The following is a 24,893-nucleotide window of genomic DNA, read 5'->3' on the forward strand; positions in this document are numbered from 1 at the left end:
ATTATTAGAGGTAAGATTTTATGCCAAGCAATACAATTCGTTTAAATTTACTTGATATTGACGGTTGTTTAAGTAACCCAGCGTTTTATGCTGCTGCGCAAGCTTTAATGAGTGAATTTCCCGATCCACAAACCAAACAAGCAGCATGGAATGAGCGCTTTAAATCAATACTCGTAGCATATAATGCTTTGATAATAAAACATAATCTTTCTTTAATTGCACATATGGCAGAAGGTAATTATGAAAGAAGAATTATTGCTTCTGGATCAAATAGACAAGACGCATCTAAAGAAGAGGGTAACTTCCCAGCCAGATCTGCACATATGTTGTCTGGCCTAGCAACAGGCTTGGGTTATGAACTGGATCCAATTTTATTGGATGATGCCGCAGAATCCGAGAAAAGCTCTTATATTGTTCCAGGTATAGGTTTTACTTTTAGAAAATTTTTAGCTGATCCTGCTATATCTAATCTTGATTTTGTGAAGGTAGATGGTGAGGATTTTGACTGGCATTTTCTTGCTAAAATCTATCCGGTAAATAAATCAAATATCATCTACGCTGCTGTGCACAATAATGCCAATGAGAATCCAGATAGCAAAATAGATACACATTTTTATGATGATAGAGATGATATTCTGGAGCTTACTTACCAAACGCTTGCTGCTAACCCTGAAATGCTTCCTGCAAATGTTACTGTGCAACTAAATAAATACACTGGGGGAGATGTAGTACCTTTTAATGCACCAATTCAAGGTACAGGACCAGTTAATCCTGATTTCTTAGTGACAACAAGACATAGGGATGAAAAGCAGTTCATTCAGGCAGCTACACAATTTGCAGCTGAAAATCCCGTAGCTCGTACAGCAACTACTGAGACCACCACTACCACAACTACTTTGGTAGAGGAAACAGAAAGCATGAGCTTCGTAGTATAATTCCACGTTGCTATGTGATGAAGGGCTCTTAATAGAGCCCTTCTTATTAGATCTGTAATTTTCTTTACCCATATGCTTAACCGAATGCTATTGTTTTTCACAGAGCCTCTACAAAGCAATGCGACTTAAAACGTATAAAACTTAATATTCACTTAATTATATCGCGATATATTTGCGTAAATTAAATAAATATAGCTCACCATGAAAAGAAAATTAGACGAATCTTTACCAACCAATTGGCCAACAAAAAAACATAATGAGGCTGGACAACCAGCAATAAATAATTTGTACGCGCATTCTGCTCTTAGGGACTATCAACTATTGGGTAAAACTGAACCGCCGTTTGGACTCATTAAAGTAATACACAACGATTCCCTCATCTCGCGACATACAGAGTCATTAGAGAGTATTAAGACAAAACACTATGAATTTCTATCCCAAGCAGGCAGCAAAACACACTCAAATAATTTTGATGTCCAACAGCCAGGTATATATAAGGAGGCGCTCGAGCGCACTGTGACAGAACATAATAATCCCCTATCCCCTGCAGACTGCAAAACGGATAGTGACAGGCATCAATATTTAACTCGCTACAGGAAGGCTCAAAATGAGAAATGGAAAGAAATCCGAGCCAATGCTACAAAACAGCCAGAGCAAATAAAAACGATCGAACAGACTCCAAACACTGATTCTGGTACTAGCGAAATTCACACAGCGCAGATAAATAATACATTCAGCGATCCCGCTTCTCTGATACCGTACTTGCCAAAAGAAGCAGTAGCAAATCTCCAAAATCCAACAAGTTCTCCGGATCGACCCTATGAAGTGCTCGACATGAATAGTTTTTTTAAACCTTATGAAGAAGAATTCTTCCAACAGGAGCTTAAAAAACCTGTAAATTTGGAAGAAATAGAAGACTTGTTCAGTGAGCCTCCGTTTTTATAACAGCCTGCTCGGCGGAAATTGAACCCGCTACCGATCAAAGACTAGTTAAATCAAGGTGTTGTATTTTTGATTTGGGTCTCTATAAACTGGCGTCCCGGAGAGGATTTGAACCTCCGACCTGCCCCTTGGAAGTATCCGTGCGGCTAAATCAGTAAATAAAGAGGCAATTTCTCTTTAGCATGGGTATACGCGGTGTTGGGTAAGCGCCCAGTCCTTTGAACTTTTTATCCTCTTGAGAGGCTTGATTAGAAGCCTCTGACTTTTCTATCGTAGGCGATTGCTTTCGAGTGGTTTTAGCACCCTTGCCAAAAATAAGGCGTTTTAAATTTGATATCGTTATTTTGTGTTCGACCAACGCTTTGGGTATCCACGAGGCAAGGTTAATGCAGCCAATCACAAAGGGCTTTATTTCTTCACGTAGATTCGATGATTCAACCAGAGCAATGACTTCCTCTATCTCTTCTTGAGACTTTTCAATCATCTTGGGTAGCTCTTTGCCTGGAGTCATTGGGAATTATGTATTTCTATAGGACGGTAAGATTAAATAATTAACAATTAAAAATCAATAGGTTCTATAACTAGGGTCGGTCTAAGCTAGTAGCTCTACTCATTCACAACTCCTAACAGCACATTCATCGTCCCATGTTTATGCTGTATATCAAATATCGGAGCACCTGCGGCTAAAAGTCCACACATATGATATAGCGGTTGCAAAGGTGTTTTGCTAACATCAAAAGGAATTAAAGCCGGAGAGTGTGTATGAACAATGGCATTAACATCAGGCCGTGCTCGATAAATTTCGCCATGAATAAAGCGCTCTAACGAGGGTCCCGATCTATTCGACCCGCAAAGGTTACTGTCTAAATCCAATTCAATAATGTAGTCTTCTCCATCAGTCCAACTAAAGTTATCGCGTGTCATAAAATAACGGTCAGACCGGCATGAGTCGCGAACAGAAGCATGATTAACGCGAGCCCTAATGCAATATAGGAAAATTTTTCCATTTCAAATAGTGCCGCAATACACAATGCTGCACCAATTATTGTACGATTTATCCGATCCGTTTTATCTATATTACATGTAAATGACATCATAATTCCTCTATTGGAGCAAACCTCTCATAACTTCATTTATTGGTTGAATAAGTTTGTTTTCACGGATTGTAACTCAAAAGCTGGCAGCGGCTTGCATTTCAGTACTTAATCTTCCGATTTAACTTATTGTTAAGTTGACCCTGCCTTATTGGCGTATTACAGGAGCTCTTTCACCGAATTCTTCCCCTACTTGGCTGGGAGACTCTAATTTTTTTAACTCCTGTGGGTTTAGAGAGCGCAGCACAATAATTGGTTGACCAGTTTTGGTTAACGTTGATTGAATTTTTACACCTTTTGATTCTAAAAACTTAGCATACTGATTTCTTTGTATCTCGGTATCAAAATTTACCCAGTGCATTTTGGCTTCTTTATTATATTTCCATTCATATCCTGTAAGTGCTTTCAAATCGTTTCTATAATCAAAGGAGTCCAAAGTAGAAAAGAAATTGGGCGAAGAATCTGAAAAATGACTTTGCATAACTAAGGAAGGCAGGTTAAATCGATTTTGAAAATAGGCATACTGCTGTTGATATTGTCTTATATTATCTACTACTTCGTTACTCTGCTTTTGTGGGTGTCTGGAGTAGACTGAAATAAGTCGTGTAAATACAGGTTTGATTTTATCTGAAATTAAATCAAACATTGCGACACGGTTTAATCCATTTAGGCTGTTATGCGTATACATTAATGTATAATACATTGAGTGAATTAACTCTATTTCTTTTGCTAAACCGACTTTACCCTTTGCTCGCTCTAACTGATTAAATAGACTGTTAATAGCGGAAGACATTCTCATTACATATTCTTTAGCAAAATTATCACTTAGTTGTTCTCTCTGTGCTTTACCAATTTGTTCCCAGCAAAGAGCTGGATAAGCAAATGCAAGGGAATAAGTTTGCAGATAGTGGAATAACGCACTATCTTTTTCACGCTGTTTAACATTATTGACTAACTCTTGAACCGGGGTACTCAACATTTTCGCCATAAATTGTTTAAATTCATCAGAGCAGAGAAATAGATTAATGACTTGCTGGTCGTTTTCTGATTGGGGAGCATGATCCAATTCTCTACCCCCTAAATGGGAAATGCTATTAAGGAAAGTTGAGACACTCGTCGCTTCTTGACGAGGTAAGACCCAATAAGAATATAATAAATTTACAGCGACCTTATCCTTCCCTTCTAACTCGACAATAAAAAAAGCTCTGCCAGTCGGGTTATATTGCTTTTCATTAACTGTAATCGTTTTAGCATAAACAAGCTCTTGGATAATTAAAGAACAAGGGTCTTGCCAGCAACTTAACTCGACGCCAAGTAACTTATTTTCGGTAAGCAGAAGTTTTTTGAGTTTAGCAATTTCTCTTCTATGTATTAATTGTAAGTAATGTCTTAACTCTTCTATCGAATCAGCAAGTAGAATACCTACCTGTGAGTCCTTTGTAATAGCCTTTATTAAATACTGTTTCTCAGGCAATGCGGAAATTTTCATTTCAATCGTGCTTTCTGAATCATTAGCGCCAATAAACACTTCTTGAGGGCGGTATGATCGTTCATTTTCAGGGAGAAAATGTCTCATCATTGAAGAAGCAAACGCTTTATCCATTGTTAGAGGAGGTAGGGTATTGCTCCCATTAATCACAGTAACAGGAGTTGATTTTAACTCCTGTTGCAATTCGATACTTGCGAATTCCGATAATTTGCTTGTCTCTGCTCTGATTAAAAGATGCGCAGGCTTTGTAGATTTTCTTACATCAGAAACAGTAGTAGTATCAATCTTTGCATTAGGATTTGTGTTCTTAACCAAAGTAACAAAAAGGTTAGCAGTTCCCGATTCAAGACTCCCTGCTTCAAAACCTTCTATAGGGGATAAATACAATGGTTGTTCGGGAGACATGACAAGTAGTTGCTCCAATAGCTTCTGATTAAAAGCAAAGACGCCTCCCGGAACACCATGAGTACCAGATGTATTTCCACCACCAAATTCGAGAATCGCAATTTTATTGTCTTGGCCTTGAATATAATCTACTTTTAGTACCGCTATACGTTTTTTTGCCATATCACCTCCGACCGAAAGATTGCAAATTATACAGTAAGCATTTTAAAATACATACTGATTGTTTCGCACCCATACTGGATGAAGAGCTCGTATTGACTTTACTAAAATTGGAGGCTCACAAAATTTTTTACCGGGATATCAAAAACTACATATAAAATAATGAGATACTACAAAAATTATAAAAGTCTTAATGGTTATTATTCTTAATGATAGCGAATCATCAATTAAAAATAATTCTCGCCAGCGCGTCACCACGGCGTTTGCAAATCTTGCAGGCGCATGGCTTGTCTGCTGTTGTTAAGCCCGCCGATATCGAGGAAATTCTGCAGAATGGCGAAGACGCTAAAAATTATGTAACTCGGCTTGCCAGAGAAAAAGCACAAACTGTTTTATCTCAGCTGAGAAAGAATCGCGCAGATTTAATCATAGCTGCAGATACTACAGTGGCATATGAGAATCATATCTTAGAAAAACCCAGAGACCGCGAAGATGCATATCGAATGTTGCGTATGCTGAGCGGCAAGTCTCATGAGGTTTATACCGGTTACGCTCTGGTTTTTTTACCAGAGCAGCGGTGGTGGGTTAATTACACAAAAACCCGCATACAATTTCATCATCTCAATGAACAGCAAATACAGGATTATATTGACTCAGGGGAACCCTTTGATAAGGCTGGAGCTTATGGAATTCAGCAGGTGCGGGATAGTTTTGTTAAGGATATAGAAGGGTCTTATTATAATGTGATGGGCTTGCCAATTGAGGATATTTTGGCGCGATTAAATCAAGAAATGATCCTTTGATTATTGATCAAATATAGTCTTGACGCAGCGACTGAGGATTTCACTTTTACTCGATCACTGTTCAGCTTCGTAAGAGCCAGACCCTTATCAAGCCAATGTCTTGCGAGTTTTGCGTCATAGCGCAAGTTCCGGAGCGCTAGGCTGAATAGGTAGTTTTCACTGTAAAGTAAAAAAATCTTATATTTTCAACATATGAATGGAAAGAATAAAAAGAATAAGCGCTCCAATTACATTAAAAACCGCAGATAAATGTTTGGGTATTTTTCTTGCTATCGCCATACCAATTATTGTTGAGCCAAAAGCCCAGCCACCAATTGAGGTTAAGTAAGGTAATAGTGGCTTATTAGCAACTCCTAGACTCACTCCAACAGCTAACGCATCCAAGCTTGTTGCGATAGCAACTACTAAGAGTTTGATAAAACCATGAAATTCTATGGGCTTAATACCATCATTTCTATTTCTCCATTCTCTAACTCCTTCATAGGCCATATGGATAGCAACAACAAATAATAATGAAAAAGCAATCCAATGATCTATCGAACTAAAACGCGAAATAATAGTGTCACCTGCTACAGCCCCGATAAATGTGGCAATAAGCTCCGCACCACCTGATACAAGAGCGAATCGAAAAGAATCGCTAAATTTATGAGGCCGAAGTCCCATTGCTACCGCAGCTGAAAACGAGTCGGCACTCAAAACCATCCCTAATATCAATGGTTCAATAATATTCATTTCTTTGTGCTCGACTAAACGTTTAATAAGTTACGTAGTTTAATCTAAAACGAGCATGAAATTTTGAGTTTGGTTCAATTAAGTTCATTTAGAATCACTTGCCAAAATTGCTTAATTTCATTTATTCCTCTGATAATCTTAGAGAAACACAACTGATGTGTCAGCGAAATCCTGACGAAACGAATAGGTCTTGTGATCCACCATCTTTTTCCCTAATTCAATGGCGGAGCGCTTAGCAGGGAAATGCTTCAAGACGAGTCTTTGCTGCTTTACGTCCAAGGAGTGCATTATGGACATCATCATTAATATCCAGGTAAGCGAAGAAAGTTATAGATATTTAATTAGCTCTGCATACAGATTTTGCAGTTCCGCTGATGAATAGTGCGTAGTAATACAACCAGATCGATGACCTAAAAGATCTTGCCGATCCTCAAAACTCACCCCGACAGAACCGAGCAGGGTCAATGTGAAAGCAAGTAAATCTTGATAATTAATCTGGTTGTTTATATAATGCACAAGTTTTTTAATTTTAAGCTAATAGAAAACTCAAGGTAAATCATGCAAGAGTTTAGAGAATCTCATAAATTTTTCCAAAAAAAGCGTCCTGTTTGTAATGATTCCATTAACTATATTCTGGGTATCGAAGACGACATCCATCCTTGGGGAAGCTTATCAATCAAGGAGCTGAAATTTTTTCAGCTGCAAGATATCATTACCAGCTACGATGATGTCAGAAAAAATTCTGTTATCTATCCAATAATTGCTTGTTCTGAAGATGATGGAAATGTGCTTCTTGATGAATTATCGCGTCACATAGTTACTGTGCTTGAAGAAAAATACAAAAATCCAGGTTTTGGTTTTAAGGAAGAGCTTGCCGAGTTTATCAAGACAATTTCAGAAAGTGAATTTTTAGCTTCTCACCAAGGCATGAAGAATGTGCGGAGATCCGCATCAGATTTCTTGAATAAAACTATGTCTATTGATGATATTTTGGGTGTAGATTATTTAGATTCAAAAAGAAACCAATCTTATATGGTAAGTCATAACACAGGCAGCCATTGCCATCCTTATGGCCCTTACCCAATAATAGAGTTCTCGTTTCAGTACCTTTGGGATATTATTGTAAACTATGATATAGACAGAGAACGCTCCACACGTTATGTACAGAAAGATCGTGATGAGAATGCAGTTAATCTTCTTCTCGATGCATTATCAAGACAAGGATTGAATATTCTGAAAGAAATGAAATCGATAGATAGAATTGATCTCAGCAGATTCACCGGTGCCATTTCAACAAGCAAATTTTTGAATTCCCATCCAGGTATGATGGATCTGCTAAACGTTGCATGTGATGTCTGGCTTGAAATATTCAGACGGCAGCCAGATCGTTATGATGAAGACGTAGCCTTACTAGTCCGTGAAGAAGGGGAAAAAAGAATGTCCAATCCGAGGTTTTAAAGGGAATAATATATAGCAAGCCCCGCGATCTTAACCATTATTCATTTGTTAGTTTACATTGCCAAACACCTTGAATTACTGTTATAGCAGAATGACTATTTTGAGCAACTGATAAGAGTAGGCCAAGCGGCAATAACCCGCGCAGGAAAAATGTCTATTCAGGGAATACAAACCAAATTAAGCGCGCGATTAAAAATAAAAGCAGCTTGTTTTGAGATTGTTGATCAACAAGGTCATTATATTTTAAAAACACAAAGTAGCTCCTATCCTGAATTGCCCGAAAATGAAGCCCTGACTATGTCATTAGCAGAAACTATTGGCATGGTGTTGTAAAATTCATTATCAAAGTTGATTATCCTTGGCTTTACTCGCAGAAGATGGAGAATTGTGCTCAGCACTTCAAACAAAGCAGTAATAAAAATAGAAATATTAAAAAGAAAAATAAAATTGAGGTGAATGCATGCTGTCCATGTGGTAGTGGTTTAAAGTTTAAAAAATGTTGTAAAAAGAAATATCAAATTTGATTTGCTCCCTATATGCATCCTGTGAATATAGAAATTATGGGGAATTATACGTAACTTATTGATTTTTTGGCGTCCCGGAGAGGATTTGAACCTCCGACCTGCCCCTTAGGAGGGGGCTGCGCTATCCAGCTGTGCCACCGGGACTTGAAAAAACCCAGCAAGTCTAACTCTTAGCCTATAAAATAACAATATTTTCATAAATAAGGCTGCAACAAGTCATTAATAAAAGAATAGCTCAATTCGCTATTGCTTTAGCCTTTACTTCGGCTATCTTAGATGTATTGAATTATTTTTGATCTCAGTAGTAATTAAATTGACAGAAAGGGCATTATGATAGAAGTAAATATCTGGCTACCTACAGCTCATCTTTTCAGTAAAAGAATAACACATGGCATTTTGGGGCCTATCCTAGCCTCTGAGGATAGGGGGGAGAATGTTGGGCATGTTAACTTTGTTTTAACGCTTGATGAGCGCAGCGCTTCCTATGAGTATATTGAACAGGAACCCCATGGATTAATGGTAGAAAAAAGCCTTGCTATTTTGCCGGAGACTGTTGTTAGGGAAAATAACCGTTTCTTTAAACAAAAATTTGTAAAAAGCTTTCAAGTTACTCATAGTTTTTGGCCAAAAGAAAAGCCCTCTAATACAGCTCTGCTGCGAGATTTTTTATCAATGCTACATCTTGGTTCTGGTGGGAGGGGAGTGAGCCCGGAGTTTTCGGAGCATAGATCAGATATGAAAAGGGAGGATACAGGGGAAAAGAGTGCCCATATACAACACGATAAGGAAGCACTTTTATCCCTTTGCCAAAAGAAACAAAGGAATTTGGCCTTAGCTGTAGACGCTTCAGATTTAGAATGTGATTTAGAGAATAAAAAAACTTGGGAAGTGAATCTAGAGCAGCTAAGTCAAGAAAAAGACAATTTAGAAATAGAAGGAATAAGGCGAAAAGAGCTCTTTATAACGAGGGTAGACGAGCTAAAAAAAGCAGATTTTTCACTAGAAAATAACTTAAATGAATTAGACAAAAAACTAAACTTTTATCATAGAAAGTTAAGCTATCTTGAAAAAATATCTCATCCAGATAATAAAACAGAAATTGAAATTAAAGCAATAAAGGATACGCTAAATGACTTATATGAAAAGCAGGAAAATATAAGGCTACAAAGAGATAAACTGACCCAATATTTAGAACTCTTGCAATTGGCTGATCAACAAGAATTATCATCATATAAAAATAAAATTAACCAGATCGAAATTGCGCTTGCCTATTATCAAAGAAATCTTAAAGAAGCGAATGAACGGATAAATGGTAGGGATGAAAATGATCTCCAACTCATTAAGGGAAGGTATAAGGAAAAAGTCGATTTGACCCTAAGGAGAGAGCATTTCTTAAAAAAATCACTGGAAACAGAGGGGCGTCATCCCGATCATTCACTAAGCTTACCAACCAGCGAAAGTGGACTGGCTTTTTATGTCGATGAAGCAGCGGTACTTAAAGCGATGCGCGAAGAAAATCTGAGAGCTTATTCCTTGCTGCTTAATAATTGTGTTAAAAGTGTAAAGCGTTGTTTATTAAATGGAATTAGCCATATAAAGGTAGATTTACGGAACAATGGAGTAGCCGAGAGCTTTTTTAAATTAGAAAAGGTGGAAACCTGCAAGGGCTTTCGCACTTGGGCTAGACAACTAGATAGGGAGCTTGCGAATTTGAATTATCAGTTGAAGGAGGCGGAAAACCCTATAGCTGTTGCCCTAGCGTAGCCACCGCATTGCGAGCAGGCATTGCGGTGTGAGTTGAATGCCGTCATCCTTGCGATGAGGGGACTTAATGATTAGTTTTCTACATATCAATATAATTAGGCCCACCACTACCTTCTGGCGCCTGCCAAACAATATTCTGACGCGGATCCTTGATATCGCAGGTTTTACAGTGGATACAATTTTGCGCATTGATTTGTAGTCTCGGTTCTTTTCCTTCTTCCTCTATAATTTCATAGACGCCAGCAGGGCAGTATCGAGTTTCCGGCGAGGCGTAGAGTTGATAATTCACTCTGATAGCAAGTAGGGGATTACGTAACTTTAAATGGCTCGGTTGATTCTCTTCGTGATAGGTGTTCGATAGATAAACAGAGGACAGCTTGTCAAAAGTAAGGACCCCATCGGGTTTAGGATAATTAATTTTCTTCGAACTATTTGCCGGGCGTAAACTAGAAAAATCAGCATGATTCTTCATTGTCCAGGGCGCTTTACCACGACTGATATAAGTTTCAAAAGCTGCGTTTGCCAAGCCTACCCATAGACCATAACGAAAACCGGGTCGAATGTTTCTTACTTGGTATAACTCTTTTGCAAGCCAGGAGTTTTGAAATTTTTCAGGATAAGTTTTGAGTTCAGCATCTGCCTGTTGATCTTGAATTAAAAATTCAAAACAAGCTTCTGCGGCCAGCATCCCAGTCTTCATGGCGGCATGAATACCCTTAATTTTGGGTACATTAAGAAAACCGGCTGCATCGCCAATTAAGATTCCTCCAGGGAAACTGAGTTTTGGTATGGATTGCCAGCCACCTTCGTTCAGGGCGCGAGCTCCATAGCTAATACGTTCAGCACCTTTGAGCAAATCAGAAACCAGGGGATGGGTTTTGAAACGTTGGAATTCGCCAAAAGGGCTAAGCCAGGGATTTTTATAGTCCAAACCAACTACAAAACCCAGGGCTACGCGGTTATTGGATAAATGATAAATAAATGAACCACCATAGGTTGCCTTATTAAGAGGCCAGCCTATGGTATGAACGACCTTTCCCGGCTGATGTTTCTCTGGACTAACCTGCCAGATCTCTTTAATACCCAAACCGTAGGTCTGTGGCTGTGCTTTATCACGCAAATTATAATGTTGCATCAGGGTTTGGCTCAGTTGACCACGACAACCTTCGGCAAAGAGGGTTTGCTTGGCGAGCAAATGCATTCCAGCTTGATAGTTTGGTGTTTGCTGCCCTTTTTTATCAATACCTACCTCGCCAGTGGCAACACCAATAACCTGATCCTGGTCATTGTAAAGGACTTCCGCAGCAGCAAAGCCAGGATAGATTTCACAGCCTAATTTTTCAGCCTCAGTTGCAAGAAAGCGGCATAGTTCCCCCAAGCTGATAATATAATTTCCATGGTTACGCATGGGTTTGGGAGTAGGGAGGCGTATAGCATGTTTGCTGGTTAGAAAATAAAAAAGATCTTTATTTACTGCTGTATTCAGAGGGGCTTCTTGCCAATTATCTGGTAATAATTCTTGCAGGCTTCGCGGTTCCAAAACTGCCCCAGATAAAATATGGGAGCCAACCTGTGCTCCTTTCTCGAGAATACAGACGGTTAATTCCTTATTCTCTTTAGCAGCTAATTGCTTCAATTTAATTGCAGCAGACAATCCAGCGGGACCCGCACCGACAATGACTACGTCATATTCCATTGTTTCGTGTTGCACACTGACTCCCTTTAGATCGAAAAACAAAAATCATCGCTTTTCTAGCGCCTAAGATCAAGATTATTACTTATGGTTTGTTGATAATTCTTTATACGAGCCCAGTTTCCCACTTGTCTGGCCTTGCCGTAGGAACTCAGAAATCTTTCTGTGGAAAATTTTAAATAAATGGCGTATAAATTGAGATTTAGCTCATGCATGATTTTAATTTAGGCAATTGAGGAACAGAATGAGCATGATACGTAGCATGCAATTGATTTTGATAGGATGCCTTATATCCTTCAATGTATTTAGTGATTCAGATGCACCGGTATTAATGATCTCTGATTCTGATGATCTAGGTAATCGTTGGTCAGTTATCGGAAGTCTTGGATATACTGAATATCAACATACAAGTGCCGGCGGCAGTCAAACAGCCCTTGGGCGTTTAGCCCTAGCGGCGGAAATGCTAACAACTAATCAAGCCAATTTTGGTCTCGAGTTTGGTGTCCAAACAGGAAATCGTATGCGTTTAGAAATCCCTCAGGGGACGATCTCTGTTTTGGGTACCGCCGTGCGTACAACTATGCGTCCTATGCTGGATTTACTTATCACTGCCCAAGCAAATCCCGTCGATGAAAGCTTGCTATATGCTCAGATTAAAGGTGGAATTGCCTATCGCCACTGGCAGATCGACAGTTTATATTTCAATAATAAATCCGAAATCTCTGGCGAGTTTCAAGCGGGATTTGGTTACCCTCTTACTGAACTCACAAGTCTAAATCTGCTTTACCAGGGAATCTTTGGTGGTAATCCGAGGTTGCATATAAACCCATCAAACTATACGGGGTACATTGCGAGCTTGCCGATACAGCACGGTATCCTCCTCGGCTTCTCAATCATCGCTTAGAAAAGCCATATTTGGCGCATCTTGAACGAAAGGGATTCTAAAAAAATACTCACATAGCTATCTATGCTCCGTTTTTTTTAGAATCCCTTTCGTTCAACCTGCACTCAAATCTGGCTTTTCTTCAAGGTTGAAAACTCTGAAAAATACTCGCTGCGCTTTTTTAGAGTCCTTTTTCGTTCAACTTGCACTCAAATTTGGCTTTTCTTCAAGGTTAATGGCAGTGAGGGTTAGGGGGTAAAAGAACATTTTCTCATTGTAAATGTAAATTTAAATGACATTTTGTTTCCAACTAGATAACAATGATCTATTTGTCTCTATTTGGTGTAGAATGCGCGCATATCTAGTAAGTACATCATTAACCGAAGTGGAGATCCATAATGACTGAAGGCGAAAATTACGCCGGTGGTTTAGAACTGAATTTCTTTGATTCAGCCGATTTTGAAGTAGAAAACCCTTTAAATCCTGGCGAGAATGCAGCAATTATTGCTCGTAATGCAATGCGCATCCTGATGATGGGTTGGAATGAAGATTGGCAGGATTTGGTCTCTTGGCGAGTATTTAGTGCTGTTTTTATTGAACGTGATCCTGAGTTATTACGTGGAATGCGCTTGGGCTTCCAGCAAGGATTTCAGCATCTCTATACGCAATTAGTGGGCCAAGAATTAGACCCAATGCAATTCAATCAGGCACAGTTGTTTATTGCTAACTGTATGAGTCTCTTACCTTTTTCTGATTTGAACCCCTTTGAGTCAATGGCTATTCCTCAATGGATTGATGGCAGTTGGCGAATGGTTGATTACAAGGTCACGCCTATTGAGTTAACGCCAACATCAGGCTTTAGAAAGTTGTTTATCAATGATGATGACAGGGTTTTTGCTTATGGTTTAGAGCCTATTAGGGATAGTGAAGCTGAGCCTCATCTAATCTTTATGGGGACAACTTATCCTGCTGGTCAAGGCTTCAACGTGCAGGTGAATACTGATTTAGAAGCTTTTGAAACACCAGGGAAGATTTTATATCGTCAAGGCCGCGATAAAATAGCGAAATGGTTGGAAAAGCAGGGTAAGAAGGTCCACGTTTGTGGAACCAGCTTAGGCGGCTCTTTATCTTTGCTTTTGGCTATTGATCAAGGGGATAAATTATCACGTGTTGATGCCCTTAATCCCCCTGGATTATATGAGCCTTGGCACAAAAGTCGTTTTGATCATTGGGATGAACTCAGTGAAAAACCTCCAGTTTTTATTCAGAAACAGGGCGATGATCACGTATCTAAATTTGGCATATGGAAAAAAGAATGGGATCTACTACATGTCACTCCACCAGAGTTCTTACAAAATGCCGGAGGATTTGTTGATCATGCTTTAAATTATGCCGGTTTTGCTGAAACCCGTTTTGTTGGGGTTGATACTGAGGCTGATAATGAAAGTCGCAAAACCAGGAATTTCTGGCTCTATACTGTGCTAAGAAGCCTAGCCTATGTTGGTCATGAGTTTTATCGCTACCTGATATTACCGACAGTACGCTATGTTGCAAACCATAAGTTAGCTCTGGCGGTTACAGCAGCCCTAATTGTAGGCGGCCTATTCATTCCTGGTGTGACACCTGCAATGCTGCTTATTGTAGCCAGCGCACCTATAAGTTTTTATCTAATCTGTAAGTTTGCTGATGCCTTGGATGTGATCTTCGGCTGGAAGGAGGTTAAAGAGGCACCATGCCATAGCGCTGATCTTCCTAGGAATGAAGATTTAGATATGTATAGCAATGAAATTGTAGAGAGTTTTAGCTATAAAGAAATAGAGACTTATTATCAAGCCAAGCGTTGTACGCTAAAGGGAAAATCCTTTTTACCTAAGGTCTCCGATTCGCAGCTAGAAGAGGGACTATCCAAGCGCGAGCTTTTATCACGCAGTAGAGATCCTTTTTATGCTGAGCAAAGTGTGGATATCACGGCAACAAAGGCTAAAATACATAATATTAAACAAACGATTAGTTTAGTTAATCGCTTTAGCCACTTCCAAGGCGCATCAGAGGAGTTGAAGGCGCAATTGCAAGAGGAACATAATTCCTATACTTTGGGGAAGGTCTAAGCAACGATTCACGTCATGTCGAACGTAGAGAGAGATCTCCTGAAAGAGGAATAGTGCTAATCCCGGAGATCCCTCACTACGTTCGGGATGACGGGGGACCGTTCGGGATCACAAAGGACGCTCAGAATAACGGAATATAGGGACAAGCTGGGGACTAATCTATTACAGTATAAGAATCTAACCGAATAAGAGAGACGTGATGGACTACATTAAACATTTTAATCAGCAAGCCAATAATTATCTGCGTTTTCGCCCTGATTATCCGACAGCACTCTATGACTATTTGCTAACCTTGGTGGCTAAGTCGCAGTGTGCATGGGATTGTGGTACTGGAAATGGGCAGGCAGCCCTCATTTTAGCTGAGCGATTTGAGCAGGTGATTGCCAGCGATGTGAACCAAGCTCCCCTGGATGTTGCCCCAAAAAAAGCAAATATTCGTTATCTTTGCTGTGCTGCTGAAAAGACGCCTATCGAGGATAAATCAGTTGATTTGATCACAATTGCCCAGGCTATGCATTGGTTTAATTTTGATTTGTTTTACCAAGAGATTCGACGTGTTGCAAAGGATTCAGCTGTGATAGCGGCCTGGTGCTATTCCTTAGGTAAATTTGGCTCTGAAATTGATAAGCAAATTAGCAAATTATATGACGAGATTTTAGGTGATGACTATTGGCCGGTAGAGCGACGTTATATTGATAAAGAATATCAAACAATTCCCTTCCCCTTTAAGCGAATAACAACACCTTCTTTTAGTATTGAAAAAGAATTAAATCTGCCAGAGTTACTTGGATATTTGAATACCTGGTCCGCAGTAAAGGAATATGAGTTGCGAAATAAACTAAATCCGATTACCCTTGTCGCCGATGAATTAGCCTCTATTTGGGGCGATCCACAAATAAAATATAAGATATCCTGGCCTTTACATTTATTGGTAGCGCCTGTGAACTCCTGAAAATAATAAGCAAAATATGAATAATACCGACTATAAAATGCACTCAGATTACCGTCCTGATATTGATGGTTTGCGTGCAATTGCTGTGCTGCTAGTGGTTATTTTTCATGCCTTTCCTCACGCGCTCAAGGCAGGTTTTATTGGAGTTGATATCTTTTTTGTTATTTCAGGCTTTCTAATTTCCAAAATTATTCTTAACAGTTTTGCGCAAACCAATCGCTTTAGTCTAGTGACCTTTTATTCACGACGAGTTAATCGTATTTTTCCTGCGCTTATTTTAGTGTTGGTCGCTTGTTTTAGCTTTGGTTGGTTTGCGCTTTTGCCAGATGAATATACCCAACTTAGTAAGCATATTATGGGTGGCGCTGGGTTTATTGCCAATCTATTGCTATGGAATGAAAGCGGTTACTTTGATAATGCGGCAGTGACTAAGCCTTTGCTGCATCTATGGTCTTTGGGTATTGAAGAGCAATTTTACATCGTTTGGCCCTTATTGGTTTGGTTCGCCTGGCGAATGCGATTTAGTTTGCTATTCACAATTGTTTTGGTCTTTGCAATTTCATTTCTGCTAAATATCACCACTGTACACTACGATATAACAGCTGCCTTTTATTCGCCACAAACACGCTTCTGGGAGTTGTTGACTGGCTCATTTTTAGCGTTTTTAACCGTACAAAATGAAGCTGGATTGCCCAGGCTTTTTAGTAAACTAAATCAAGCAGAAAATAAGAAAAAACTATTAGCAAATATACAATCTATGGTTGGTATTTTTCTAATTATTCTCACTTTATTTGTTCTTAAGCGAGGGCGCCATTTTCCTGGTTGGGCTGCCTTATTGCCTACTATTGGTGCTCTACTAATTATTGGTGCAGGGGCAGGGGCTTGGTTAAACCGCCGAGTGCTTGCAAGCCCAATAATGGTATGGGTTGGCCTGATAAGTTTTCCGCTTTATCTTTGGCATTGGCCTTTGCTTACCTTTCCTCGAATAATTACTGGCGATTTACCTTCTGTGCAAATTCGAGTTATAGCGGTGTTAATGGCTATCTTTCTTGCTTGGCTCACCTATCAATTTATTGAAAAACCATTAAGGGCAAATCAGAACAAATTGCGCTCATCTTTGGCCTTGTTAGCCTTAATGCTAATGATTGCTTTGCTCGGTTGGGAAGGTTACAAAACAGAAGGATTTCCTAAACGCGCTGCTATGGATAGATTGATAAAAGCGAATTCCCAATTTACCTTGAATTGGAAATATATGACTAACGAAACCTGTTTGAGGAATTATCCACTTAAAGGCTCTGAGGATTATGCCTGGATGTTTTGCATGGCCAATAAAAAAGAAAAACCAACTCTGATTTTATTGGGAAACAGTTATGCAAATCATTTGTACGTCGGACTGGCTAAAAATAAGTTTTTCAAATACGAGTCTATTTTATCGTTTGGAACCTGCGATCCCCAATGGTTCGAAAAGTCGAGGCTGATTAACGAGCCGATTACTACAAGTCCTTGTTCGGGGCTGCGACCCTTAATCCAACAACGATTTATAGATAAGATTATTGAGCAATCAGGTACTGTTAAATACGCAATTATGAGTGGTTTACGGCCTAATGTAGATGAGGAATACATTAAAAACATTAAGAAACGCATCGATTTTTTAGAAAAAAACAGAGTTAAAGTAATCGTTTTTATCCCGCATTTGACTTTAAATTACGATATGAAAAGTTGTTTTTCCAGGCCTTTTAGCGGACAAGAACAGCCTTCTTGTGAGTTAACTTTAGACTATTATGAAAACTTCTTAAAACTGTTTGAGCCTTTCGTACAGTCAATAAAAAAGACTAACCCCAACGTGGTTTTCTTCAATCAGAATCAGTTATTTTGTGATGATAAAAAATGCTCTATGATTCGCGATGGTTTGCCCTTGTTTAGAGATCAAAGTTATCATTTATCTGAGTATGGAAGTATCCAATTAGCGAACATCTTCGAGAAATGGGCAATAGAAAATATTCCTGAAATGGCTTTAAATGAGCATAAAAATCATCTTAGAGGTTAGGCTCGGAGCTTGAGCAGGAAAATAAAAATCTTCTAATTCGAATTCCCGCGTCTATTCTGAGATCAGGCATTTTTGGCTTCTACTAAAAATTTTATCTTTGTACGGGACAAAACATAGAAATCCACTAACTAGCTCCGAATCCCCGCGGCTTGACCGCGGGGTCTATGTAGCTTTAGCCACAGCCAGATCCCGCGGTCAAGCCGCGGGAATTCGAGTTTTCTCTGAGATTACACATTTTTTGTCCCGTACAAAGGAATTTTTTGTATTTTTAAGAATTCCTTAAGGTTCCCTTAAGGAATTATGAATACTATTTGCACAAGATGTTAGAAGTAGGATAGTTATGGGTGCGGATAGTGCTAAGACGCTCTTAGGCAAATACAATCAAAAGAAATATCGGCAGTTTACCCTCAATGACGACGAGGAATTATCTCTACCTGCTATTTCCTCAGTACCTGGGATTGGTTTTTCTGACAGAAAAGATGTGTATAAGAAAATCACCTTACCTCAGAGTGCGGAAAATCATGTTCGTTTTATCACTAAAAATGATGAGCCTTACTCCTTTCTATGGCAGACAAATCCTGGAAAATTGAAGACTGCAGTGCGTTGGGGCATTGTCAGGACTGAATCTATAACCGCTAAGGTTATCTCCGCATTAGGAAAGTACAGAGTTACAGCTTATGAGCGTATAGCAAAAGGAATGGTAAGCAATACCCAGGATTTAAAGCTGAAATTGCTTGATCTTTATCAAGACCGCTTCGAGGCTTTGCAAGAATTAGAGCGCTTGGTTAATAAGCAAAACTCTGCAGAAGATTATGCTGCGGCTATCAAGCGTTATACCGAAAAATTAAATTTAATCGCCTCTGAATTAGACTCGCAGTTTCTTCCTACTTCTATACCGCTTCTCCATAGCAACCTTATAGATCAAGTTAAGAAAGATATTGTTCAAGATATCAAAAGGGCAGAAGACTATCTCCAATTTATAAAAACCAAAAAGAGTTTACGTTCAGTAAACCGCTCCGCCGGGATTGATTCGGTGTTAGAGTTTATTAAAGAGCAAATGTCTTATAACCTCTATGAATTGCAGGGTATTAATCAGGATTTGACTTATTCCTCAAAAAGAAGATTTGCGCTTACTCGTGGTGAATTCAATGATTTTATTGAGGATGCACGCAAAGAAGTTGATGATTATCAAGCTGATCCGCGTAATGCACAAACCATCAATCATCAAGGCCTCTATGAGACAGAAGAGCATAGCCAGGTGAGTTATGATTTTTCTATGGATAATCTGACTCCCGCCCGTGAGCGACAGGCTTTGCTTGCTATTAGCTTTATCGAGGGTTGGGACAAATTGAAAAACCCTCATGGCAAAACACCCTATGTTCAAAATGAATCAGGAACGGAGATCTTAAAGGTTATTGCCGCGACTAACTGGCGTTCCCACCGCAATTTCATTGCCTTTATGAAAAGCATGGGTTATTTCCTATTAAATATGCTCAAGAGCTTTTTCGTTGCCACCCACCCTTGGTACGAAGAGGCATGGTCTAATAAGGATTTTCATCTTGTTGCTATGTCCTTGGCAGAGCATGCTAAGCCTAACGAGCCTTTGTGGTATAAGCCATTACGCTTTCTTAGAACCCTTGGGCATGCAGTTTTAGACCTATTTAAGGGGGTGCGTGACTTTGGTTCTGAGCTTGTTTTTGAAATGCCACTCGAGGTCTATGGTGATTATATTGCTAGCACAGCAATGCAGCCTACCCATAGTGTTTTAGAACAGGCAGAAAACGATCTTTCTTTTATCAAAGAGTTGGAGGCAGATCGCCTTAAAACCTTGCTTGGTTCTTTGAATGGTGAAGTTATAACCTCCAAGCCAACAGCAACCCTGGCCCAATCCGAATATCATCTTACGGCAGGGGAAACAAACGATATTATTACTTCTGTAGTTCGTGGATTAAATGGTTTTAGCTCTATATTTACCCATGGCCTTTATGCGAAGGATCCGGTTGCTGGCTTAGCCTTTACTGCGACTTATTTGGTGGGTGGTGCAGCAATATTCTTTCCTAGTGCTTCTGCAGCATTATGGGGCTCGGCGTATGTGAACTGGTTTAATACATTCTCCTATTCAATGGGCTCATCAAAACTTGCAGCTGCTATTGCAGGCGGGTCAACACAGGCTCAATTAGTTGCTTCGAGCTGGGATCTATTAATGCGCGGCCCCAATAGTTCAACAGCAAGTTTCGCTATGCAAGTTTTGGAAGATCCCTTAACGACAGGCACTTATTTTGCGGCTGCCTATGGCTTAGGCCATGTGTTAGTTAATGGTATTAATGGTCATCCAATTCCCTGGCTTAGTGAAGTACTAAGAAACGATATGGGTACCCAACCTGAGTTAAATTATCCTCTGCTTGGCGGAAAAATAGGTTTTATTGTCTATGAGTCTTTTGAAAGCCACAATGCTCATCCTTATCATCAAAAGAAATTAAGATATAACGGCGAGGAGATTGTAGAGCTACCCATTCAATTTAATGACAATTATAAGAAAATTATTGATCGCTTTTGCATGGTCCTCTGGTTATCCAAATATGCCGCGGATCTACCAAAACTAAAGTCTAGTAGGTTGTTCAAAATTGCACGACAAATCGATAGTTTGTTTCCTCCTGCAGAGGCTAGTTCTCTGAAAAAAATACTCTATCCTGAAAAAGAACATTCTATTGCTTACCAATTATTCTCTATCCCCTTAAGTTATATTCCGGCTATTTTCCGCGTCGTTGTTTCCCCCCTTATTAGCCTCTATGCTTTGTTCAATAAGAATCCCTATCCTTTGAAACCGATGACTGAGGCGGGTGATGCCCTCGGTAAAAAAATAATTAGGGATCTTAGCCGATTGGCTGTAGCAACCAGTGATGCTGTGCACCTTTTTTATAATATTCTAGCCAGTCAGATCAAAGCCCTGGTATTTACAGTTAATATGCTGGTCGGTCGTTTAGCTGGGATTTTCAATTGGCATCCTGGACATGCAATGCATCAAGTTTTTGCGAGCGTGCATGTTTTTTTCGATCAGATTGGCGCCTTTTTCTATCCAGCACGATTAATAAAAAATACAATTTCTGCCCATCCAATTCATACCTTCAACGAGTCTGAACAGTCTTATCATAAATTACTCTCTGAATTTGAGTTTGGCGAAAAATCGCTGCCTCTAACAGCTAAGAAGGTCGATAATTTTCCTTCTCCATTGCAGGCTAAGGTTGAAGGACACGAGCCTTTGGAATCTATTCTAGATATAGAGTTTTCAGAGCAAGCAGTAGTAGTGACTTAGAAACCCTCATTCGCCCTACGGGCACCTTCTCCCCGCGAGCGGGGAGAAAGGACTCTTTTTTCTTCCCTTCGCCCCTCTGGGGAGAAGGTGCCCGAAAGGCGGATGAGGGGCGGCTCTATCACGATCCCTCATCTATCCTTCAGACACCGTTCTTTGAGAGGTCTGTGCACAAGCACACGTCTCGAAGCGTCACAGAGTGCAAGGCTTCGAGACGGCCTAAAGGCCTCCTCAGCCCGAACGGTTCTGATGTATCAGTCCATAACTGACGCTAACTTAATGGCAGTGTCCCCAGGTCTGGGGAGAGGGTGCCCGTAGGGCAGATAAGGAGTTTCCCATCAACTTGACGGATTTATCTTACTTTTTTGCAGATTTTGCAGCCATTTTTCACGATTAGCCTGACCCATGTCTGATTCCTTAATAACATAATGCAAGATGTAGAATCCTTTTTTGCCTTTAGTTATTATCTGTATCTCATTTTGTTTTAAATTGGCCGGTGAGCTGATGCGAAACTCAAAAATTACCTGATCTGCTGTTTCCTTTATCATGTTAATTGTTGGATTAAAACCAGAGTCATGCATCTGTTTAATCATTGTTTCAGCAAAGTCCTTGGGGGTCGTTTTATTTTGCAAGCCAGGAATGAACTGGCTGGTTACTAATTCATGCCATTGGTCAATTTTATCGCCAGCAGGAATATATTCTACAGTTGTAATGTCATTACCATCCTTTCCCCAAACAGCTTGCCAGGGGCGGTCATCAAAGACGATTTTCTGCGTTTCATAGTCTTTTATTTTAGGATCAACGGCTACGGAATCCGGGTTTGTGCTAGTACTGCAATAAAGCCCATCTTTGTAGGTGAAATATTCAACACATTGAGGGTTGTTGTCATTAGTAACCTTAACTAATCGGTATGGATCAATAGCAGCCAATGCATTAGGGATTTGTGCCAGCAATAGCAATGGCGAAAGCATTCCTAGCAATTTGTTCATTATTTTTCCTTGAGTTGGCCTTGCTAAATAAAGTGTAGCAGTTGAATTGCTTAAAAACCGGACAACACTATTTTTCCTCTCGATTGACCAGAGATTAAAAGCTCATGAGCTTTGTTTAGATTGCTAGCATTGATTGCCCCAAAGTTTTCATTGAGGGTCGTTCTTATTTTCCCATGGTCTACTAAGCTGGCAGCCTCGTTCAGGATCTTATGCTGCTTCTCCATATCTGCTGTTTTAAACATAGAGCGTGTGAACATCATTTCCCAGTGTATTGATATACTTTTGGTTTTGAAAATTCTGAAATCAAGTTGTTCTGGATCATCAATTAAGGCAAATTTGGCTTGCGGCTTTAAACAGTTAGCCAGTTCTTCACCATGCTGAGCGCTATGGGTTAGACTGATCACATAATCTACCTCGCCAATACCTAATTGATTTAACTGTTGCAGCATAGGTTTTGAGTGGTCAATAACATGATGGGCGCCATTATTTATGATCCACTCTTTGGATTGCTCACGCGCAGCAGTACCAATGATTGTTAAAGAGGTTAATTGCCTAGCCAGTTGGACTAAAATAGAACCAACCCCACCCGCAGCACCAGTAATTAATAGACTGCCTATTGTATTGGCTGTTATTCCTAAGCGATCAAATAACAATTCCCAGGCGGTGAGTGTCGTGAGTGGTAGGGCTGCTGCCTGCTCAAAAGACAGACTTCCAGGTTTTTTGCCCACTATACGTTCATCAATTAAATGAAATTCGCTATTGCAACCGGGGCGGGTAATGTCTCCGGCATACCAAACCTCATCACCTGGTTTGAATAAGGAGACCTTTTCGCCAACCTCCCTGATAATGCCAGTAGCATCCCAACCAAGCACCTTATGCTCACCTTCAGCTAGCTGTGCTCGCGCCCTGGATTTATAGTCAATTGGGTTGACGGCAATCGCCTTTATTTCAACTAGAAGATCATGGCCTTTTGCCTTGGGTTTTTCCAGAATTAAATCGGACAAGAGGTTAGTTTGTTCATTAGGACCTGCTTTAATACAGCCAACTGCTTTCATGATTAGAGCCTCAACTGATGTTAATGAATGGTAAGTTTCGCTTTAACGCTAATCCATTATGCTGTTTAGTGCAAGCAACTGTGCTAATCTGGGTGGGTATTTTGAGGAGCTGTTATGAAAAAACAAATAATGTATCAAGTCGACGCGTTTACAACAGAGTTGTTTGGTGGAAATCCTGCCGCAGTTTGTCCCTTAGAAGAATGGCTTAGCGATGAATTAATGCAGTCTATTGCTGCTGAGAATAACCTATCTGAAACCGCCTTTATCGTAAAAAACGGCGATCGCTATAAAATCCGCTGGTTCACTCCTAATGCAGAGGTAGCTCTATGTGGGCATGCAACCTTAGCAACAGCCTATGTCATTTTTGAAATTCTGGGTTATGCAAGAGATACCGTGGTTTTTGATTGCCTTAGCGGGGAGTTGCGAGTAACAAAGCAAGGGGAACAGCTACAGTTGGATTTTCCTGCTTTACCCTATAAGCAAATTACAGCTAGCCCCGAATTAATTGCTGCTTTGAATGTAAAACCAGAGGCTGTTTATGAGAGCACCTTTGATCTTTTAGTGATTTTGTCTTCTGAGGAGCAGGTTGCCCAAGCCAAGCCGAATCTGGATGCAATTGCAAAATTACAAAATAGGGGGGTAATTTTATCTGCCTTAGCTAAAAAGACAGATATTTATTCTCGTTGCTTTTATCCAGGTTGTGATGTCCCTGAAGATCCGGTCACAGGCTCTGCCCACTGTGTAATCTTGCCTTATTGGTCTGAGCGGTTGGCTAAGATAAAGCTTCATGCACGACAAGGTTTAAAACGCCAGGGTGAGTTATTTTGTGAAATGCAGGGCGATCGTGTTTTACTCTCTGGCAGTTGTCGCCTGTACTTGGAAGGGACAATTATGCTGCCAGGGGCTTAGATACACTGCCATTAAGTTAAGAAAGGTTTTGTCATTCCCGCGAAGGCGGGAAACTATTTCTAGCTAAGCACAGTGCCAATGTAGAGATGGTTTCCCGCCTTTGCGGGAATGACAAATGCCCTTAATTTAATGGTAGTGGGGCTTAGATATACCCAAGTAATTTCAAAATGCATGTTTTCTGCGACTTGAAGTTACTTGGGTATATACTTAAATGGACTCAACAATATGGATCTGACGCTATGAGAATCATCTTAGGTAGTTTACTACTTTCTTTTTTGGTTTTAGCAAATGCGGCCGATACAATGACCTTAACAATTGATAAGAACCAAAAGGATTTTCTTGTGACCTTGCCATCAAACCCAACAACGGGTTATCAATGGACGGTTGTTAGTTTTGATAAATCTTTTCTAGAGCTCAAGGCAAGCCAATACCTTCCACCGAAAACCAAATTAATTGGAGCCGGTGGGCAAATGCAGTTTAACTTTGCATTAATCGCTAGAAAAACCTATCCGGCCAGTACAACAATGCAATTTAAATACCTTCGCTCTTGGGAGCCAGAGACTGGTACATTGAAAACTGTAACTGTTAATTTTCAATGAAGGGAATGGTTAAAGTATCCCTCATCCGCCCTTCGGGCACCTT

At 39.9% G+C, this 24,893-nt stretch carries 21 protein-coding genes, 1 tRNA gene and 1 pseudogene; 14 read left to right on the plus strand and 9 right to left on the minus strand.

All coding sequences use genetic code 11. The features are described 5' to 3' along the window. The first annotated feature begins 20 nt into the window (after window positions 1-20). Both BN1094_RS11895 and BN1094_RS11900 read left to right on the plus strand, forming a co-directional pair. The gene (locus BN1094_RS11895) at window positions 21-935 is read left to right on the plus strand and encodes a hypothetical protein (protein WP_043874692.1); all 915 of its coding nucleotides are present in this window, start codon (window positions 21-23) and stop codon (window positions 933-935) included. 201 nt (window positions 936-1,136) lie between these two features. Continuing rightward, window positions 1,137-1,880, plus strand: a complete 744-nt coding sequence (locus BN1094_RS11900; protein ID WP_043874693.1) for a hypothetical protein — start codon at window positions 1,137-1,139, stop codon at window positions 1,878-1,880. A 148-nt stretch (window positions 1,881-2,028) separates the two neighbouring features. Here the strand turns inward: BN1094_RS11900 and BN1094_RS11905 are convergent, their stop codons facing one another. The 3 genes from BN1094_RS11905 to BN1094_RS11915 form a co-directional block, all read right to left on the minus strand. Further along, window positions 2,029-2,361 carry a hypothetical protein gene (locus tag BN1094_RS11905; protein WP_245614323.1) on the minus strand — a complete coding sequence of 111 codons (333 nt, stop codon included), beginning with the start codon at window positions 2,359-2,361 and terminating at the stop codon, window positions 2,029-2,031. 122 nt (window positions 2,362-2,483) lie between these two features. Next, entirely contained in the window at window positions 2,484-2,876 is a 393-nt protein-coding gene (locus BN1094_RS11910; protein ID WP_342666485.1) for a class II aldolase/adducin family protein, read from the minus strand. A 243-nt stretch (window positions 2,877-3,119) separates the two neighbouring features. Continuing rightward, the gene (locus BN1094_RS11915; RefSeq protein ID WP_043874694.1) at window positions 3,120-5,027 is read right to left on the minus strand and encodes a hypothetical protein; all 1,908 of its coding nucleotides are present in this window, start codon (window positions 5,025-5,027) and stop codon (window positions 3,120-3,122) included. Between the two features lie 206 nt (window positions 5,028-5,233). On the opposite strand from BN1094_RS11915, the gene BN1094_RS11920 reads away from it, so the two are divergent. Beyond that, the gene (locus tag BN1094_RS11920; RefSeq protein WP_043874695.1) at window positions 5,234-5,827 is read left to right on the plus strand and encodes a Maf family protein; all 594 of its coding nucleotides are present in this window, start codon (window positions 5,234-5,236) and stop codon (window positions 5,825-5,827) included. Between the two features lie 177 nt (window positions 5,828-6,004). On the opposite strand, the gene BN1094_RS11925 is transcribed toward BN1094_RS11920, so the two are convergent. Further along, window positions 6,005-6,559, minus strand: coding sequence for a manganese efflux pump MntP (locus tag BN1094_RS11925; RefSeq protein ID WP_043874696.1), 555 nt, complete (start codon window positions 6,557-6,559; stop codon window positions 6,005-6,007). 351 nt (window positions 6,560-6,910) lie between these two features. Then, window positions 6,911-7,015, minus strand: a pseudogene (locus tag BN1094_RS20125) (site-specific integrase); the annotation flags it as partial. A 102-nt stretch (window positions 7,016-7,117) separates the two neighbouring features. Between BN1094_RS20125 and BN1094_RS11930 the strand changes: the two are divergent. From BN1094_RS11930 to BN1094_RS20320, 3 genes are all read left to right on the plus strand, one after another. Next, window positions 7,118-8,017 (plus strand): hypothetical protein, encoded by a 900-nt coding sequence (locus BN1094_RS11930; RefSeq protein ID WP_043874697.1) that lies wholly within the window; start codon window positions 7,118-7,120, stop codon window positions 8,015-8,017. Window positions 8,018-8,167: 150 nt separating this feature from the next. Further along, entirely contained in the window at window positions 8,168-8,350 is a 183-nt protein-coding gene (locus BN1094_RS19545; protein ID WP_099909018.1) for a HipA domain-containing protein, read from the plus strand. Window positions 8,351-8,394: 44 nt separating this feature from the next. Beyond that, window positions 8,395-8,541 (plus strand): SEC-C metal-binding domain-containing protein, encoded by a 147-nt coding sequence (locus BN1094_RS20320; protein ID WP_081935141.1) that lies wholly within the window; start codon window positions 8,395-8,397, stop codon window positions 8,539-8,541. A 67-nt stretch (window positions 8,542-8,608) separates the two neighbouring features. Here the strand turns inward: BN1094_RS20320 and BN1094_RS11940 are convergent. Beyond that, a tRNA-Arg gene (locus BN1094_RS11940) sits at window positions 8,609-8,685 on the minus strand. 186 nt (window positions 8,686-8,871) lie between these two features. On the opposite strand from BN1094_RS11940, the gene BN1094_RS11945 reads away from it, so the two are divergent. Then, complete coding sequence (locus BN1094_RS11945) at window positions 8,872-10,305, plus strand: hypothetical protein (protein WP_043874698.1); 1,434 nt, start codon at window positions 8,872-8,874, stop codon at window positions 10,303-10,305. A 79-nt stretch (window positions 10,306-10,384) separates the two neighbouring features. On the opposite strand, the gene BN1094_RS11950 is transcribed toward BN1094_RS11945, so the two are convergent. Then, complete coding sequence (locus tag BN1094_RS11950; RefSeq protein ID WP_043874699.1) at window positions 10,385-12,016, minus strand: electron transfer flavoprotein-ubiquinone oxidoreductase; 1,632 nt, start codon at window positions 12,014-12,016, stop codon at window positions 10,385-10,387. Between the two features lie 226 nt (window positions 12,017-12,242). Here BN1094_RS11950 and BN1094_RS11955 point away from each other — a divergent pair, with 226 nt between their 5' ends. The 5 genes from BN1094_RS11955 (at window position 12,243) to BN1094_RS11975 (ending at window position 21,301) form a co-directional block, all read left to right on the plus strand. Further along, window positions 12,243-12,902, plus strand: a complete 660-nt coding sequence (locus BN1094_RS11955) for a hypothetical protein (protein WP_245614325.1) — start codon at window positions 12,243-12,245, stop codon at window positions 12,900-12,902. Between the two features lie 377 nt (window positions 12,903-13,279). Continuing rightward, window positions 13,280-14,989, plus strand: coding sequence for a hypothetical protein (locus BN1094_RS11960; protein WP_043874700.1), 1,710 nt, complete (start codon window positions 13,280-13,282; stop codon window positions 14,987-14,989). Window positions 14,990-15,188: 199 nt separating this feature from the next. Further along, a complete protein-coding gene (locus tag BN1094_RS11965; RefSeq protein ID WP_043874701.1) occupies window positions 15,189-15,941 on the plus strand; it encodes a class I SAM-dependent methyltransferase in 753 nt (250 codons plus the stop codon). Between the two features lie 16 nt (window positions 15,942-15,957). Then, complete coding sequence (locus BN1094_RS11970) at window positions 15,958-17,988, plus strand: acyltransferase family protein (protein WP_043874702.1); 2,031 nt, start codon at window positions 15,958-15,960, stop codon at window positions 17,986-17,988. Between the two features lie 340 nt (window positions 17,989-18,328). Next, window positions 18,329-21,301, plus strand: coding sequence for a hypothetical protein (locus BN1094_RS11975; protein WP_043874703.1), 2,973 nt, complete (start codon window positions 18,329-18,331; stop codon window positions 21,299-21,301). A gap of 335 nt (window positions 21,302-21,636) precedes the next feature. Here BN1094_RS11975 and BN1094_RS11980 read toward each other — a convergent pair whose 3' ends face one another. Continuing rightward, window positions 21,637-22,287: a hypothetical protein gene (locus tag BN1094_RS11980; protein ID WP_043874704.1), complete on the minus strand. Its 651-nt coding sequence runs from the start codon at window positions 22,285-22,287 to the stop codon at window positions 21,637-21,639. Window positions 22,288-22,337: 50 nt separating this feature from the next. Further along, window positions 22,338-23,342 carry a zinc-binding alcohol dehydrogenase family protein gene (locus tag BN1094_RS11985; protein WP_043874705.1) on the minus strand — a complete coding sequence of 335 codons (1,005 nt, stop codon included), beginning with the start codon at window positions 23,340-23,342 and terminating at the stop codon, window positions 22,338-22,340. A gap of 114 nt (window positions 23,343-23,456) precedes the next feature. Here BN1094_RS11985 and BN1094_RS11990 point away from each other — a divergent pair, with 114 nt between their 5' ends. Further along, on the plus strand, window positions 23,457-24,251 hold the full coding sequence (locus BN1094_RS11990) for a PhzF family phenazine biosynthesis protein (protein ID WP_043874706.1): 795 nt from the start codon (window positions 23,457-23,459) through the stop codon (window positions 24,249-24,251). A 239-nt stretch (window positions 24,252-24,490) separates the two neighbouring features. Continuing rightward, window positions 24,491-24,850: a protease inhibitor I42 family protein gene (locus BN1094_RS11995; RefSeq protein ID WP_043874707.1), complete on the plus strand. Its 360-nt coding sequence runs from the start codon at window positions 24,491-24,493 to the stop codon at window positions 24,848-24,850. Window positions 24,851-24,893 lie beyond the last annotated feature (43 nt).

This window comes from Legionella massiliensis, assembly GCF_000756815.1.
In the GTDB taxonomy this organism is placed as follows: Bacteria; Pseudomonadota; Gammaproteobacteria; order Legionellales; family Legionellaceae; genus Tatlockia; species Tatlockia massiliensis.